The 16,294-nt window shown below is 72.5% G+C and carries 8 protein-coding genes; 5 read left to right on the top strand and 3 right to left on the bottom strand.

Annotated features, from left to right (window positions below):
* The first annotated feature begins 128 nt into the window (after positions 1-128).
* The 3 genes from ACIRRS_RS00685 to ACIRRS_RS00675 are packed head-to-tail and all read left to right on the top strand — an operon-like array spanning position 129 to position 3,935.
* Positions 129-575 (top strand): hypothetical protein, encoded by a 447-nt coding sequence (locus ACIRRS_RS00685; RefSeq protein ID WP_402962746.1) that lies wholly within the window; start codon positions 129-131, stop codon positions 573-575.
* Positions 572-2,167, top strand: coding sequence for a multicopper oxidase family protein (locus tag ACIRRS_RS00680; RefSeq protein WP_402962743.1), 1,596 nt, complete (start codon positions 572-574; stop codon positions 2,165-2,167). The genes ACIRRS_RS00685 and ACIRRS_RS00680 overlap by 4 nt, the downstream gene beginning before the upstream one ends.
* 55 nt (positions 2,168-2,222) lie before the next feature.
* Positions 2,223-3,935, top strand: a complete 1,713-nt coding sequence (locus ACIRRS_RS00675; RefSeq protein WP_402962740.1) for a DUF885 domain-containing protein — start codon at positions 2,223-2,225, stop codon at positions 3,933-3,935.
* An 18-nt stretch (positions 3,936-3,953) separates the two neighbouring features.
* On the opposite strand, the gene ACIRRS_RS00670 is transcribed toward ACIRRS_RS00675, so the two are convergent.
* Positions 3,954-4,445, bottom strand: coding sequence for an Lrp/AsnC family transcriptional regulator (locus ACIRRS_RS00670; protein WP_402962737.1), 492 nt, complete (start codon positions 4,443-4,445; stop codon positions 3,954-3,956).
* 146 nt (positions 4,446-4,591) lie between these two features.
* Between ACIRRS_RS00670 and ACIRRS_RS00665 the strand changes: the two genes are divergently transcribed.
* Positions 4,592-6,247 (top strand): histidine decarboxylase, encoded by a 1,656-nt coding sequence (locus ACIRRS_RS00665; protein WP_402962734.1) that lies wholly within the window; start codon positions 4,592-4,594, stop codon positions 6,245-6,247.
* A 7-nt stretch (positions 6,248-6,254) separates the two neighbouring features.
* On the opposite strand, the gene ACIRRS_RS00660 is transcribed toward ACIRRS_RS00665, so the two are convergent.
* Positions 6,255-6,857, bottom strand: a complete 603-nt coding sequence (locus ACIRRS_RS00660) for an LURP-one-related/scramblase family protein (RefSeq protein WP_402962721.1) — start codon at positions 6,855-6,857, stop codon at positions 6,255-6,257.
* Between the two features lie 87 nt (positions 6,858-6,944).
* Complete coding sequence (locus tag ACIRRS_RS00655) at positions 6,945-14,330, bottom strand: LamG-like jellyroll fold domain-containing protein (RefSeq protein WP_402962712.1); 7,386 nt, start codon at positions 14,328-14,330, stop codon at positions 6,945-6,947.
* 349 nt (positions 14,331-14,679) lie between these two features.
* On the opposite strand from ACIRRS_RS00655, the gene ACIRRS_RS00650 reads away from it, so the two are divergent.
* Positions 14,680-15,927 (top strand): MFS transporter, encoded by a 1,248-nt coding sequence (locus ACIRRS_RS00650; RefSeq protein WP_402962710.1) that lies wholly within the window; start codon positions 14,680-14,682, stop codon positions 15,925-15,927.
* Positions 15,928-16,294 lie beyond the last annotated feature (367 nt).

Below are 16,294 nucleotides of genomic sequence, written 5' to 3'. Positions count from 1 at the left end.
CGTACGTGTGAGCGATCCGTGAGCCGGCTGTGAGGGGGGTCGATGATCATCGGCGCATCGAAGGCACCACGCACGCCGGAAGGACGCGAACGATGAGGTCGATGAGGTCGAAGAGGTCGACGAGGCCGATGACACCACCCGGGGCCCCGCAGCGGCCCGTCCCGCGCGGGGCGCTGCTCGCCCTCCGCGCGACCTCCACGCTCCTGGCCGTGCTCACCCTCGCCCAGGCGACCTTCGCGGGCAGCTTCCTGACCGGCCGCTACGAGATGCTGATGGTCCACAGCACCAACGCGATGGTGCTCGCCGCCCTCGCCCTCGGCCAGTTCCTGTTCGGCGCCGCGCTGCGGCTGCTCGGGTACGGCCCGCTCTGGCTGGTCGTGCGCCCGCTGCTGGTCGCGGTGGCGATAGGCGCCCAGATCGCCCTGGGTTTCTCGCGGGTCCTGGGGGTGCACGTGACGCTCGGCGTGGCGATCTCGATCAGCGTCGCCTTCCTGTCCACGGCCGTCTGGCAGACCCCGCTGCCCCCGCGCGCGGACCGCGCGCGGAACGTCGAGCCCGCCGGAGCCGCCTCGTGAACGGCCCGGAGACGAACCGCCCGCGACCGAACCGGCGCACCTTCCTGCGGGCCGGCGCCTCCGCCCTGGGCGTGGGCGCCCTCGCCGCGGTCGGCGTGCCGCTCGGCGCGCGCCTGCTGGGGGAGGGGCAGCCCGGCCGCGTCCTGGCGAGCCGGGCGCCCAGGCCCCGCCCGTACCAGGTCCCGCTGCCGCTGCCGCCCGTCCTCGCCCCGGTGCGCAGCGACGGCGGCTCGGACTTCTACGAGATCACCCAGAAGGTCGCCCGCCTGGAGATCCTGCCCGGGCTGCGCACCGAGGCGTGGACGTACGGCGGCAGCTTCCCCGGCCCGACGATCGTCTCCCGCCCGGGGCGCACGGCCGTCGTCAGGCACCGCAACGAGCTGCCCGTCCCCTCCGTCGTCCACCTGCACGGCGGCCACACCCCGGCCGACAGCGACGGCTACCCGACGGACCAGCTGCTGCCCGTCGGCGTCACGGCGGCCGACCACGCGATGCCGTCCATGCCGGGCATGGCCCACACAGCGGGACGCACCGACCTCGGGGAGCGCACCCACACCTACCCAGGTGGCCAGCGCGCCGCGACGCTCTGGTACCACGACCACCGCATGGGCTTCACCGGCCCCGGCGTCTGGCGCGGCCTGGCCGGCTTCCACCTCGTCCACGACGAGGAGGAGGACGCCCTGCCCCTTCCGCGCGGGGACCGCGACATCCCGCTGATGATCGCCGACCGCTCCTTCGACGAGGACGGCTCGTTCCGCTACCCGGCCGTCGACCCCGCCCTGCGCACCCCCGGCGTCACCGACCCGTACATGAACGGCGTCCTCGGCGACGTCGTCCTGGTCAACGGCGCCCCCTGGCCCGTCCTGGAGGTCCGGCCCCTGCGCCACCGGCTGCGCCTGCTCAACGCCTCCAACGCCCGCCGCTACCGCCTCGAACTCGACCCGCAGCCCCCCGGCGGCGGCGCCCTCGTCCAGATCGGCTCGGACGGCGGCCTGCTCGAACGGCCCATGAAGCACGACGCGTTGGAGATCGCCCCGGCCGAACGCTTCGACGTGGTCGTCGACTTCTCCCGCTACGCTCCCGGCACCCGGGTCCGCCTCGTCAACCGCCTCGGCAGCGGCGGCACCGCCGAGGTGATGCGCTTCGACGTCGGCTCCGGCCCCGCCACCGACGACACCGCCGTCCCCGACCGCCTCGCCCCCGTCGAACGGCTCGACCGCACCGCCGCCGTCGCCACCCGCACCTTCCTCCTCCAGCAGACCCCCGACGACGGCTGGACGATCAACGGCACCCCCTACACCCCCGGCCGCGCCCTCGCCCGCCCCCGCCTCGGCACCACCGAGGTCTGGCGCTTCGTCACCGACTTCCACCACCCCCTCCACATCCACCTCAACCCCTTCCAGGTGCTCTCCCGCAACGGCCGCACCCCCGGCCCGTACGACGCGGGGTGGAAGGACACCGTCGACCTCCGCCCGGCCGAGGCGGTCGAACTCGCCGTCCGCTTCACCGACCACGCGGGGACGTTCATGCTGCACTGCCACAACCTGGAGCACGAGGACATGGCGATGATGGCCGACTTCGTCACCGGGTAGCCGGGCCCGGGCGAAGCCCTGACAGCGGGCCGCCGGACGGGCCAGGATGGCGGACATGCCGCAGACGCCGACGCCAGCCGACCCGACCCGCCCGACCCGCCCGACCCGTACGATCCGTACGATCGCCGACCGGCACGTGGCCCGGGCCGCGGCCCTCGACCCGGCCACCGCCACCCGGCTGGGCCTGCACCCCGAGGACGACCGGCAGCCGGACCTCTCCCCGGACGGCTTCGCGGCGCACGCCGACCTCGCCCGCACGACGCTGGCCGCACTCGACGCCGCCGGGGAGCCGGAGGGCGCCACCGAGCAGGACTGCGCCCGCCTCCTGCGGGAGCGGCTGACCGCCGAACTCGCCGTCCACGACGCCGGGGACCACCTGCGCTCGCTGCGCACCGTCAACTCGCCCCTGCACACGGTGCGCGGCGTCTTCACCATGATGCCCACCGACACCGAGGAGCAGTGGGCCACGATCGCCGGACGCCTGCGCCACGTGCCCGGCGCCCTCGACGGCTACCGGGCGACCCTGACGCGGGGCCTCGCCCAAGGGCTCCCGTCCGCGCCGCGCCAGGTACGGGCCGTCGCCGCCCAACTCGCCGCCTGGACGGGCGAGGACGACGGCGGCCCCGGCTGGTTCGCCGGCTTCACGGCCGTCGGCCCCGCCCGGCTGCGCCCCGAACTGGACGCCGCCGCCGAGCGCGCCACCGCCGCCGTCGCGGCCTTCCGCGCCTGGCTCCTCACCACCTACCTGCCCGCCGCCGACGGCACCCCGGACGCCGTCGGCCGCGAGCGCTACCTGCGCTCCGCCCGCTGGGCCACCGGCGCCGAGGTCGACCCGGCGGAGGCCTACGCCTGGGCCTGGGAGGAGTTCCACCGGACGGCCGCCGAGATGCGGGCCGCCTCCGAGCACGTCCTCCCCGGCGCCGGAGCCCGGGCCACCATGGACCACCTCAACCGGGACGGCCACGCCGTCGAGGGCGAGGAGAACGTCCGCGCCTGGCTGCAGGGCATCACGGAGGAGGCGATCGACGTCCTCCACGGCACCCACTTCGACCTCTCCGGCCCGCTGCGCCAGGTCGAGACGAGGATCGCGCCCCCGGGCAGCTCGGGCGCGCCGTACTACAACGGCCCCAGCCTCGACTTCAGCCGCCCCGGCCGCACCTACCTGCCCACCCTCGGCCGGACGACCTTCCCGACCTGGCAGCTCGTCAGCACCTGGTACCACGAGGCCGTCCCCGGCCACCACCTCCAGACGGCCCGCTGGACGGCCTGCTCCGACCGGCTCAGCAGCTACCAGATCACCCTCGGCGCGGTGAGCGCCGACAAGGAGGGCTGGGCGCTGTACGCGGAGCGCCTCATGGACGAGCTGGGCTTCCTGACCGACCCGGCCCGGCGCCTCGGGTACCTGGACAAGCAGATGCTGCGCGTCATCCGCGTGATCGTCGACCTCGGCATGCACCTGGAACTCGCGATCCCGGCCGACTCCGGCTTCCACCCCGGCGAGCGCTGGACCCCGGACCTCGCCACCGCCTTCATGGCCGCCCACCACGGCAGCGGCCCCGCCCGCCGCGCCGGCGAGATCGACCGCTACCTCGGCTGGCCGGGCCAGGCCATCGGCTACAAGCTCGGCGAACGCGCCTGGCTCCGGGGCCGCGAGGCCGCCCGCCACCGCCTCGGCCCCGCCTTCGACCTCCGCACCTGGCACACGGCCGCCCTCTCCCAGGGCTCCCTCGGCCTGGACGACCTCACCGCCCGCCTGGCCCGGGCCTGAAAGCCCGTGCGGGGCCCGTCAGTTCCCCGGGGCGAGGTAGTGGCGGCCCGGTATCTGCTCGAAGATCAGGTTGGTGCGCGTCTGGGCCACCGCCGGGTGGGTGGTGAGGTGGTCGACGACGAAGTCGCGCAGCGCCTCGGGGCCGGCCACGCCGACGTGGAGCAGGTAGTCGTCCGAGCCGGCCATGTGGAAGACGGCGAGGACGCCGGGCAGGTCGGGGGCGGTGCCGCGGAAGCTCTCGTTCTGCTCGCGGGTGTGGGCCCGGAGGCGGACGGAGATCATCGCCTGGAGCGGGAGGCCGATCGCCGCCGGGTCCAGCTCGGCGCGGAATCCGCGGATGATCCCGCGCTCGTGGAGGCCGCGGACCCGGGCCAGGCAGGTGGACGGGGCGATGCCGACGGCGGCCGCGAGGGCGTTGTTGGGCAGGCGGGCGTTGTCGGCCAGGGCGCGGACGATGGCCCGGTCGACCGCGTCGAGGGGCGCCCGGCGGGCCTGTGGATTGTTCGGCACACCCGCCAGGATCCCAGCCGGTTCCGAAGATTCGCAAATGTGATCGAGATCGGACCGAATCCTGTTCGAAGAGGGTTCCGGAGGAGGACGGAAAGTTCCATTCTTGCGGGCGGCCCCCCACCCCCGCCTCCCGGAGCGTCCCGTCCATGAGCATGACCGCCTTCCCCGCCGCCGCGACCGCCGTCGACCCGGGCCCGGAGCTGGACGGCGGCGACTTCGCCCTCCCCGAGGGCGGCCTCGACGAGGGCGGGCGGATGCGCGCGCTCGACGCCGTGGACGAGTACCTGACCCGCAAGCGCCGGCACCTGGTCGGCTACCAGGCCACCCAGGACATGCAGGGCACCGCGCTGGACCTCGCCCGCTTCCTGCCCAACAACATCAACAACCTCGGCGACCCCTTCCAGAGCGGTGGCTACAAGCCCAACACCAAGGTCGTCGAGCGGGCCGTGCTCGACTACTACGCCCGCCTCTGGCGCGCCGAGCGCCCGCACGACCCGGCGGACCCGGAGTCGTACTGGGGCTACATGCTGTCCATGGGCTCCACCGAGGGCAACATGTACGCCCTGTGGAACGCCCGCGACTACCTGAGCGGCAAGGCGCTGATCCAGCCGCCGTCCGCGCCCTTCGACGCCGTGCGCTACGTCAAGGCCGACCCGGACCGCCACAACCCCCACGCCCACCACCCGGTGGCCTTCTACTCCGAGGACACCCACTACTCCTTCGCCAAGGCCGTCGCCGTCCTCGGCGTGGAGACCTTCCACGCCGTCGGTACGGAGCTGTACCCGGACGAGTGCCCGCTGACCGACCCGGTGACGGGCCTGCGCACCTGGCCCACCGAGGTGCCCTCCCGCCCCGGCCCGTCCGGCCTGCCCTGGGACGGCCCCGGCGAGATCGACGTCGACGCCCTCGCCGCGCTCGTCGAGTTCTTCGCCGCCAAGGGCCACCCGGTGTTCGTCAACCTCAACCTCGGCAGCACCTTCAAGGGCGCGCTCGACGACGTCCGCGCGGTCTGCGAGCGCCTGCTGCCGATCTTCGAGCGGCACGGCCTGGTCGAGCGCGAGGTGGTCTACGGCAGCTGCCCGAACACCGGGAGCCCGCTGGTCGACCTGCGCCGCGGTTTCTGGATCCACGTGGACGGGGCGCTCGGCGCCGGGTACGCGCCCTTCCTGCGGCTGGCCGCCGAGGACCCGCAGGCGTACGGCTGGGCGCCGGAGGCGGCGGTGCCCGAGTTCGACTTCGGCCTGCGGCTGCCCACCGCCGCGCACGGCGAGGTCGACATGGTCTCCTCGATCGCGATGAGCGGCCACAAGTGGGCCGGCGCGCCCTGGCCGTGCGGCATCTACATGACCAAGGTCAAGTACCAGATCTCGCCGCCCTCCCAGCCCGACTACATCGGCGCGCCGGACACCACCTTCGCCGGCTCCCGCAACGGCTTCTCCCCGCTGGTCCTCTGGGACCACCTGTCCCGCTACTCCTACCGCGACCAGGTCGGGCGGATCCGCGAGGCCCAGGAGCTCGCCGCCCACCTGGAGCGGCGGCTGACGGAGCTGGAGCGGGAACTCGGCGTCGAGCTCTGGCCGGCCCGCACCCCGGGCGCCGTCACCGTGCGGTTCCGCAAGCCGAGCCCGGAGCTGGTGGCCAAGTGGTCGCTGTCCTCCCAGGACGTGCTGATGGTCCCGGGGGACGGGTCGACCCGGCGCACCTACGTGCACGTGTTCGTGATGCCCTCGGTGGACCGGGCCAAGCTGGACGCCCTGCTGGCCGACCTCGCCGAGGACCCGGTCATCCGGGCGGGGGCGTGAACTCCTGTTACAGATTGGTGAGTTCGTCGCCCTTGGCGTCCTCGATCACGTGGTCCACGCACACCGCGAGGATGACGAGGATCAGCGCGTCCCGCTCGCTCATCACGTCGACGGCGTAGGCGTCGCGGATCGTGAACCAGCGGCGGGACACGTGCGCCAGCGTCGTGTCCTCGTGGCGGATGTCGAACTCGCGGTCCCACAGGTTGCCGTTGATCCGCAGCTTGCGGCCGTCGCCGAGGCGGGCCTTGAAGCGGTCCCCGAAGAGCTTGAACAGCTTCTTGCTGACCTTCGCCGTCGGCTGCCCCTCCTGCTTGATCAGCAGGGTGTGGTGGAAGGTGAAGGCCTTGCGGACGATGGTCGCGACGTGCTCGCCCTCGGTGTCGACCAGGGCGAAGGTGCGGCGCAGCCGCAGGAACCTCCGGCTGACGCGGTAGAGCTTCTCCCGCTGCTCGGTCTCGATCCAGGCCTCCTCGTGGAAGGCGAACATGCGGTCGCGGACCAGGTAGCGCATGGTGGTTCCCCCGTGCTCGGTGCGCCCGCCCCCGTGGCACGGCGCGGGCCAGAGCGTAGCGGCCGGGTGGAGCGGGGTGGGCGAGGGGGTGGGGTCCATGACAGACCTGTGACGGAACGGAGACCCGTGCGCCGGAGCGCCCGCCCGCCGTTCGTGCGGCGGGCGGGCGGGGCGGGGGAGCGGAGGTCAGTTCTCCAATCCGAAGTAGCGGGTCAGGTAGTCGATGATCTCCGGGGCGTGGGGCAGGAGTTCGGGCAGCTGGGCCGCGAGGGCGGCGCGGGTGGCGGTGGCCAGCGCGCGGCTGTCGGTGGCGGCGGGGCGGACGTACGGTTCGAGGCGCCGGATCAGTTCGTAGTTGCTGTCGATGTTCTCGGCCCGCATCGCCTTCTCCAGCGGCGGCGCCCCGGGCGGCGGGACGGGCGCGAGCACCCGGCTGATGTAGGTGACCCGGTGCAGGACGCGCCAGCACGGGGGCTTGGCGGAGGTCTGGCGGGTCTGCCGCAGGGCGGCGGCGTCGGGGGCGTCGCTGTTGGACAGCCACTGCGGGTCGACGACCTTGTTGTAGAAGTCGTCGAAGTTGGCGCTGTTCTCGCCCAGGTAGAAGGTGAGGAAGCGGTACGCGTCCACCTTACCCGGCACCAGCACCGGCTTGCCCGCCGCGTCGTAGACGGGTTTGCCGTCCTTGTCCCGCCGCTGGAGGTCCCCGTTCGGCGCGCACTGGACGTCGAGGCCGAAGGTGCGGGTGGAGTCCTTGCTCTTGGCCCGGGTGAGGCTGAGACTGCCGCCCCGGGAGGCGTCGAGGTGGATGCCGAAGCCGAAGACGCCCACGCCGAAACTGAGGTCGAAGGACTGGCCGACCTTGGCGTTGAGGTCGTAGGAGCCGGAGGTGGTCTCGCTGATGGCGTCGGTGGCCTCGGTGGTCTCGGCGAAGAAGCCGCCCTGGGCCGTCCAGACGTAGGTGTTGACCAGGTCCCGGCGCGAGAAGCCGCCCGAGGCCTTGCTGCCGGCGGTGGTGGGCCGGCTGACCTGCTCGGGGATCACGCTCATCTCGCGCAGGGCCTTCATGGCCTGCGCCTTGGCCGCCTCGACGCCCGTGCGCTGGTCGATCTCGGTCGAGATCGACTCGTAGTAGGCCTGCAGCCGCTGCTGCTCACGGGTGATCCGGCGCTTGAGCGCGTAGGCGTCCCTCGGCTTGAAGTAGCTGTACTCGCCGTAGCCGGTGGCGGTGGGGTAGTCGGGATCGGTGACCTTGCCGCGGTCGTCGGAGCCGACCGAGCCGTCCAGGGTGCCCTGCTTCGTGTAGCGGGGGTTGATCGGGAAGTGGATGATGTTCCAGTCCAGCGGGATGTCCGGGTTGGGCAGCATCCGGTAGGCGACCAGGGCGCCGGTGTGCGCCAGACGCATCGCGAAGATGTCGGCGGTCTGCGACTGGACCAGCGCCATGCCGGTGTTGGCGGGCACGTACCGGCGGCCGACGGCGGAGTTCAGCACCCTGGCCGGGTCCTCGACGTACCCGGACAGCGCCAGCTTGGTCTTGCGGGCGGTGTTCGTGCCCTGACTGATCCTGGTGTCCTCGCTCCAGGAGTTGGACTGCTCCAGGCTGCCCGTCGTGGCGAGCTTCAGCTGGAAGCTGGCTGCCGGGGTCGCGGTGCCGAAACCGAGCGGCGCGGAGACCGTCATGACGCCGGCGTCGGTCTCGGCGCCGACCGCGAGGTTGAAGGCGGTGTTGAAGCTCTCGGTCTTGCTGGAGGACAGGCTGCGCACTACCTGGTCGGCCTCGGTGAACTCCACCGAGGAGGCGCCGCCGTAGCCGTCGGACTTGTCGGTGAGGTTCTCGGACGGGACGGGCGGCGCCCCCTCGATGTAGCCCATGAGCTGCGGGTCGAACTGGGCCTGGCCGACCCATTCGGTGATCAGGTCGCCCACCTTGTAGCCGGTGATCAGGTGCCAGCGGCCGTCGCGGACGAAGCCGTAGCAGCGCTTGAGCACGCCGATCGCCTGACCCCGGGCGTCGTACTGGAGGTCGGCGTACTCGGTGGCGCCGGGCGCGCCCGCGATGGTGCTGTGGAAGGGCGTGCGCACGTCGGCGAGGGCCGAGCGCACCTGGGCGGTGTCGGCGGAGATGGGCGCGGTGGAGAGCAGGATCTTCGGCCGGCTCGCGGAGAAGCCCAGGTCGTTGCCGCGCAGGCCCTCGTCACGCACCGAGGTGGTGCCGGGGGCGGTGGAATCCTTGTCGAAGGGCCAGTAGCCGAGCAGGTCCTGCTTGTCCCCGCGCAGGCGGGTGAAGAGGTTGTCGGAGACCTGCTCCCGGGTGCGGACGGTGCGCCAGACCCGCACCTCCTCCAGGGTGCCGGTCAGCACCTCGGTGGGCTTGCCGCCCACCAGGCGGGCGCCCAGCGTGAGTTGGGTGTCGCCGGAGGTGTCGCGGTCCTGGGCGGTCGTGGTGCCCTCGGTCAGCGGCTCGCCGTTGCGGTACAGCCGCAGGATGCTCGCCTTCGGGTCGGGGTCGCGGGTCCAGCGGGCGCCCCGCAGCTTCGCGGGGAAGGAGCCGCCGAGGTCGGAGCTGACGTTGCCGGCGTTCTCGTTGAACGGCCAGCAGGCCACGAGCCCCTTGTCGCGCGGGCCGACCGGCAGACCGAGCTGGGGGGCGGTGCGTGCGGTGTTCCACAGCCGCACCTCGCCCAGGACGCCCTTCAGCCCCCGGCCCAGTTCCAGCGGGCTGGTGTTGGCCTGGGAACTCGCGCCGCCCCACAGGGTGGTGAGGGCCAGCTTGCCGTCGAGGTACAGGTAGACGCGGACGGTCGGTGTGGCCGGGTTGCTCTCGGCCGACTTGACGGTGTCGAGGGTGTCGGGCTGGCGCTGCTTCACCACGGTCACCCGGTGGAAGGCACCGGGCGTCACGGTCTGGCCGGAGGTGAACCGCGTGGCCTTGCCGTCGGCGTCGGCGAAGGCGAACTGCAGCCGGCCGTCGGCCAGGATGCTCAGCTGGTACGGGACGCCGTCCCGGCCGCCGTCGACCACCGATCCCTTGCCGACCAGGACGGCGGGCCTGCCCAGCTGCTCGACCTGGACGAACGCCTCGATGGTGAGGTCCTCCAGGATGTTCAGCGAGTCCTGGTGGGCCACCAGCAGGCCCTCGCCGCCGTCCAGGCGCACGGCCCAGGACTGGGTGAAGGTCGCGGCGACGTGGCCCCACTCGTTGCACGGGAAGCGTTCGGCGGACCGCATCGCCTGGCCGCCGACCCGGGCGACCACCTGGTAGCCCTTGATCGGCGAGGAGGTGTCGTTCGTCCCCTCGAAGTTCCAGTGGCCCAGCAGCCCGGGCTCCAGGCCGGACAGCCGCTGGAACCGCTGGGCGAGGATCTCCTGCGGGGTGCGGACGCGGTCGAAGACGCGGACCTCGTCGATCTGGCCGTAGAGGGAGGCGCTGCTGAACGGCTGCTGGCCCAGGATCAGCGGCCCGTTGCCGAGGTACGCCCCCTTGGCGACGTCCTTGGCGACCTGGACGCCGTCCCGGTAGACGAACCGCTCGCGGGTGGCGTTGCGGTACACCACCGCCCAGTGGTGCCACTCCAGGTCGGTGTAGGCCTCGGTGGTGGTCAGGTCGTCACCGTACAGCCCGAAGCCGAAGGTGCCGTTGGGCTCGAAGTGCAGGTGCAGCGTCCGGTCCACCTGGCCGCCCGCCAGGAGGCCGTGGGTCAGCAGCGGTTCCCGGACGCCGCGGACGCTGTCGCGCTTGGCCCACAGTTCGACGGTGAAGTCGCGGTTCGACAGGTCGAGCGAACCGGCCAGCTCCACCCTGGAGTTGCCGAGGAACTGCCACACCGGGAGACCGGCGGCGGCGAGCGCCAGGGAGTAGTTCGCCCCGTCCGTCCGGCCGTGGACGAGGCGGCCCTGCCCGTTCTCGGGGTTGACCCAGGCCTCCAGGCTCAGGTCGCCGGTCGGGGTGACGGCCTGCTGCTTGGCGGCGGGCAGCGTCAGGTACTGGTCCTTGCCGTCGAACTGGAAGGCGCGGCCGGGCATTTCGGCCCGCCAGCGGCAGCCGCGACCGGTGACGGAGGCCTTGGCCGTGCCGTTGGGCACGGAGTCGACCCCGTTGGTGGTCAGCCCGATCAGCCGGGAGCCGGCGGAGAGCAGGACCCCGGGGCGGGTGGACTCCGCCCGGCCCGAGTCGTAGGAGACGAGGCTGACCTTGTCGCCGGGCTTGATCGCGGTGCCCGCCGAGGTGAGGGTGAGGGTCTTGGCACCGACCGGGGCATCGGCGGAGGCCGCGTAGTTGAGGCTGCCGATGAGCAGGTGGGCCTTGGCCGGGACGCGGACGGTGGTGGCGGAGGTGAACTCCACCGTGGTGCCCGTGACCTTGGCGACCGCGCCGAGCGTGGTCGGACGGCCGGGGTTCCCGGCCAGCGCGGCGGCCAGCTGGTCGGCCTTGCGCGGCAGGGACTTCCAGGTCTCGGTGACCGTGCCGACGGTGACGGTCAGGTCGCAGCGGTCGGGGGCGTCGCCGTCGTCGATCCGGACGGTGGCCGGGTCCAGGGCGACGGCCGGGTCGCGGGCGAAGAAGGCGAGCGTGCCGCTGTCCGCGACCAGCGTCCGGGTGCCCCGGACGACGGCGGTGTCGTAGTACACCGCGAAGAACTGGCCGTTGACCCCGCGGAAGTACAGCACGAGGTTTCCGGTGCCACTGTCCAGCAGGGTGGGCCGGTCGGTGCCCCGGGCGAAGTCGAGCAGACAGCCGGACAGGCTCAGGCCGGTGGCGTCCACCGAGAGCAGCGGCATGGCGAGCGTCAGGTCGTCGTCGCCCTGCGCGACGTTCGACAGGGCGGCCAACTTGGCCTGGGCGTCCTGGAGTTCGACCTGCCGGGCGGTGAGCGCGAGCTGCAGTTCGGCGGTGCGCTGCTTGGCCGTGAGTGCGGCCTGGAGGTTGCGGCGCAGCTCGTCCATCGCTGGCTTGGCCGCGGCGTACTGCTTGTCCAGCCCCGACCGCAGTCCGAGGTTGACCAGGAGGAACAGGCCCGTTGCCGCCTTGAGGCCTTCGCTCGACTGGTAGACGAGGCCGTCCGGGATGGTGGAGGGCGAACTGATCGCGAGCCGGCTCTTCCGGTTGACGATGCGGACCTCGCGCGTGGCGGTGACGTCCGGGTTGTCGGTGATCAGCACGAACTGCGCGGAAGGGTTGAACCCGTGGTTGCAGGCCAGTATCACCTTGGCGTTCTCGGCCGTCGAGTCGCCGACGACGCGCATGTACAGCCCCGCCGAGCCGTCGGCGACGAACCGGTAGCAGGGCCTGCCGTCCTGGCTCTCGCCGACGGGCTCCAGCGTCCACGTCGTCCTGCTGTGCCCGGCCATCAGCTGGTCTTCCCTGAAGACCACGATGCCTTCGGTCGGGCCGGTGCGGCCGCCGTCCAGCCACTTGCACGGGTAGCCGTTCGGCAGCACGCGCTCGGTCTTGAGGCGCAACTGGAAGCGGTAGCTCTCCACCAGGTCCTTCTCGGCGAGGTACCGCCGCTCCAGGTCTTCGAACCCCGGCTTCGTCCGGTCGATTTCCGCCTGGTAGTCGGCCGCCTTGCCGGCCAACCCGGCCAGCGCGGCGATCTGGCGCTGCAGGTCGGCGATCTCCGGCTCCAGCCGCTTGATCTGCTGCTGCAGGGCGCTGATCTGCTCCGAGTCCTGCCCCTTGACCGGCCGCGTCAGCGCCGCCGGGGTCAGGACGTCCGGGGCCTGGGCGAGCCGGCCGTCGCGGCCGACGGCGAAGTCCAGGGCGGCCATGGACGGGCCCTGGGCGCCCTGGGTGCCTTGGGCGTTCTTGGCGTCCTTGGCGACGAAAGCCAGCATCACGCGGGCCTGCCGCTTGGCCGGCTTGGGGTCGGGGCGGTACCCGGCGACGACGTTCTCCTGCTGGTGGTAGAGCACGGCCGACAGGCCGGACTCCACCGTGCGCCCGTCGAGGGTGAAGCTGTCGCGCCGCACCCCGGGGTGGTCGCCGACCGGGGCGTCCGAGCCCGTCCACGTCGCGCCGCCCTTGAGCGTGCCGTGCACGGCGTTGTCCGTCTGGTCGTAGGCGGTGGTGCCCGAGCCCTCGTCGAAGCGGTAGTAGGCCACCAGGCCCGGATCGTTGCCGATCAGCCGGTAGTTCATGGACTCGACGAGCTCGGCCTCGGTGCGCACCCGGTTCCAGGCCCGGAGCTCGTCGAGGTCGCCGTCGAAGCGGCCGCCCGAACCGTCCTGGCCGATCAGGGTCTTCACGCCGGTGACCGGGGTGAACGGCAGCGGGCCGCTGCCCGTCGGCCTGCCGTTGACGTACAGCTTCGCCGTCTTGCCGTCGAAGGTGGCGGCGATGTGGGTGTAGACGTCGGTGGGGACGGTCTCGGTGGAGGTCAGCGGGGTGGGCGCCCCGGTGTGGGTGAGGGTCACCGCGCCGGTGGCGTCCACGGACAGCTGGTACTCGCCGGCGCGGCCGAGCACCGGGCCGTTGAGGGAACTCGGCTTGATCCAGGCCTCGATCGAGTACGCCTTGCCCCCGAAGCGCAGCGCCGCCGGATCGCCGAGGTCGACGCACGGGTCGGTGCCGGTGAGCCGCAGCGCCGTCTCCGCGTACCCCTCGGTGCCCGTCACCGGGACCAGCTCACGCCCGGTGAACGGACAGGTGCCCGGGCTGCGCTCGAACACCGAGTCGCGGTAGGCCGCGTCCGGGCTGGTGTAGAAGCGGGTGCCGAGGGTGTTGAACAGGCCCTGGGCGCTCTGCTCGATGTTGAAGCAGTCGACCCGCCCGGTGGCGTCGTTGTGGGTGAACAGCTGCCAGCGCTGCACGTTGCCGATCGCGGTCGGCACGAGCACGGCGGCGAAGCGGCCCCGGGTCAGGTTCCGGACGAAGGACAGCTCCTGGGTGGGCTCGTGGAAGGGGCGGCCCTCCATGTCCTCGGTGCCGAGGCTGTCCTTGGCCGAGTCGGGGTTGGTGGCGTGCCTGCTGCGCTTGAAGCGCACTTCCAGGACGGGCTTGAGCTTGCCGTCGACCAGCAGGAACCGGTCGCACAGCAGGGTGTTGTCCACCAGAGGGATCTTCTTGGTGCCGTCGAGCTCGTAGTCGGTGCGGCCCGCGTCGCCCGAGGAGCCGCGGCCGGTCAGCTTGTACACCGCGCCGGGGTCCGTCGCGCCGATGGACTGGCGCAGGACCACCACGTACGTGCCGTCCGAGACCACGTGGAACGGGGCGTCGGCCGTCAGCCGCGCCGTCGTGGACAGGAACGGGTCGGTCTCGGCGGGCAGCGGCCGCTCGTCGGGGCCCGCCTCCGCCCCGCCGCGCTTGACCGTCGGCATCGACGTCGCCCCGACGACGGCGAACCCGACCTCGGCGATCTCCCGGGGGAAGGCCAGCTCGGCCGGGTTCTCGCTCCAGTACGCCGAGTCGATCTCGCCCTTGGTCTGCTGGCCGGACAGGTCCAGCACCGAGTAGACGATTCGACGGGCGGAGTCCATCGCGAAGGCGATGGTCGTGCCCTGGTGCCGGGCCATGGTCACGTGCCGGTAGGAGCGGTCCCCATACGTCTTGAGCAGGGATTCCTGCGGTGCCACTGTTCCCCTCTCACGTGCGTGGACGCCGCGCTTCCGGGGCCTCTGACGGCCCGGGGCGGCGTTGTACTTTTCTCGTACTTCCTCGCACCCCTCTCAGGGCGTCGGTCAGTCTGGCATGTGCGGTTTTGATGGAGAGAGGGTTATGAAATGACCGGCCGTACAAGCGACTTGAACGCAGCGTCAGGTGGCTGGAATCTCTCCTTCCGGACAGCGGGGCGGCCCGGACCCCGCTGAGGCCTCCGCGGCCCGCGGCGATCCGGCGGGCGGATCGGTCGATCCGCAGGTCGTGCTTGATCACCTCCCGCCGCGAGCCGCAGGATCGTCGCAGGTCGGAAAGGGGAGATGTGTGATGGAGGATCAGATCACGGCAGCGGGGGCCCGGGGGAGCGGCCCGTACGCGGGGGAGGCGCCCCGCGGGCTGCGCGGGCCGGCGGCCTTCTGGCTCGTCGCCGCCACCCAGGGCCTGCTGATGTTCGCCTCCAGCGCGCCCTCCCCGCTGTACGTCGTCTACCAGGCCCGCTGGCACTTCTCCCCGCTCGCCCTGACCGGGGTCTTCGCGGCCTACGCCCTGGCGCTGCTGGCCGCCCTGCTCGTGGTCGGAGGGCTCTCCGACCACGTCGGGCGGCGGCCCGTGCTGCTCGCCGCGCTCGTCGCCGAGATCGCCTCCATGGCGCTGTTCATCCGTGCCGACGGCGTCGCCTGGCTGCTCGCCGCCCGCGTCGTGCAGGGCCTCGCCACCGGCGCCGCCACCGGGGCGACCAGCGCCGCGCTGCTCGACCTCCAGCCCCAACGGCAGCCCCGGCTGGGCCCGTTGGTCAACAGCACCGCGCCGATCACCGGCCTCGCCCTGGGCGCGCTCGGCGCCGGACTGCTCGTCCAGTACGCGCCCCACCCGCGCACCCTCGTGTACGCGCTGCTGCTCGGCGCGTTCGCCCTCTGCGCGCTGTGCGTCCCCGCGATCGCCGAGACCTCGCCGCGCCGCCCGGGCGCCCTGGCCTCCCTGGCGCCGCGTCTGGGCGTGCCCCCGCAGGCCGGGCCGCTGTTCCTCGCCGTGGTGCCCTGCCTGTTCGCCGTCTGGGCGCTCGGCGGGCTCTACATGTCGCTCGGCCCCTCGATCGCGGCCGGCGTCCTGCACCTGACGAACCACGTGGCCGGCGGCCTGGTCGTCTTCGCCCTCACCGGCACCGGCGCGGTCGGCTCCCTGTTGCGCCGCGACCGGCCGCCCCGACGGACGACGACCCTCGGCTTCCTGGCCTTCCTCCTCGGCGTCGGCACCACCCTCGGCGCCCTGGCCGCGGCCTCGGCCCCGCTGTTCTTCCTCGGCACGGTGATCGCCGGGTACGGCTTCGGGACGGGCTTCCTCGGCGCCTTCCAGACCGTCGGCCCGCTGGCCGCGCCCGGGGAGCGCGCCCGGTTGATGGCCGGGATGTACGTGGTCTGCTACCTGGGCTTCAGCCTCCCGGCCGTCGCCGCCGGGGTGGCGGTGGGCCGCGTCGGACTGAGGACCACCGCCACCGTGTACGGCCTCGCGGTCATGGCCCTCGCCCTCCTCGCCCTGGCCGGGCTGAGGGTTCAGGGGCGCCGGGAGCGTCGGTGAGTTCCGCCGAATACGGGAAATCCGTTCCCCGGAGAACGGGTATCCCGGAGATCGTCGAGGAATTCCGGAGCCCGTCCGCCGGTCACGATGAAATCACCGCCGACCCGGGTTCCGCCAGGAGGAAGACCAGGCGGAAACCATGGGGAAGTTCCCGCAGAAACAGCGTGACCAGGGATGATGTGGCCCGTGGAGCGGAAAAATCCTCGCCCTGATCCGGGCCCGATCGGCGGGAAAAGGACAGGGTGGCTTGATCGTACTCCCATCGTCTGTCGCGCCCGACGGAATTGCGATATACCTTCTCGGGCATTTCCTGCCCGTAATTACGTCAATTCCCGCCCGGCGTGACCGCATGCCGATCTCGGATCAG

The sequence above is a fragment of the Kitasatospora sp. NPDC101183 genome, assembly GCF_044767945.1.
Taxonomy (GTDB): domain Bacteria; phylum Actinomycetota; class Actinomycetes; order Streptomycetales; family Streptomycetaceae; genus Kitasatospora.
The sequence above is the reverse complement of the archived record's forward strand: the minus strand, read 5'-3'. Positions and strand labels throughout refer to the sequence as shown.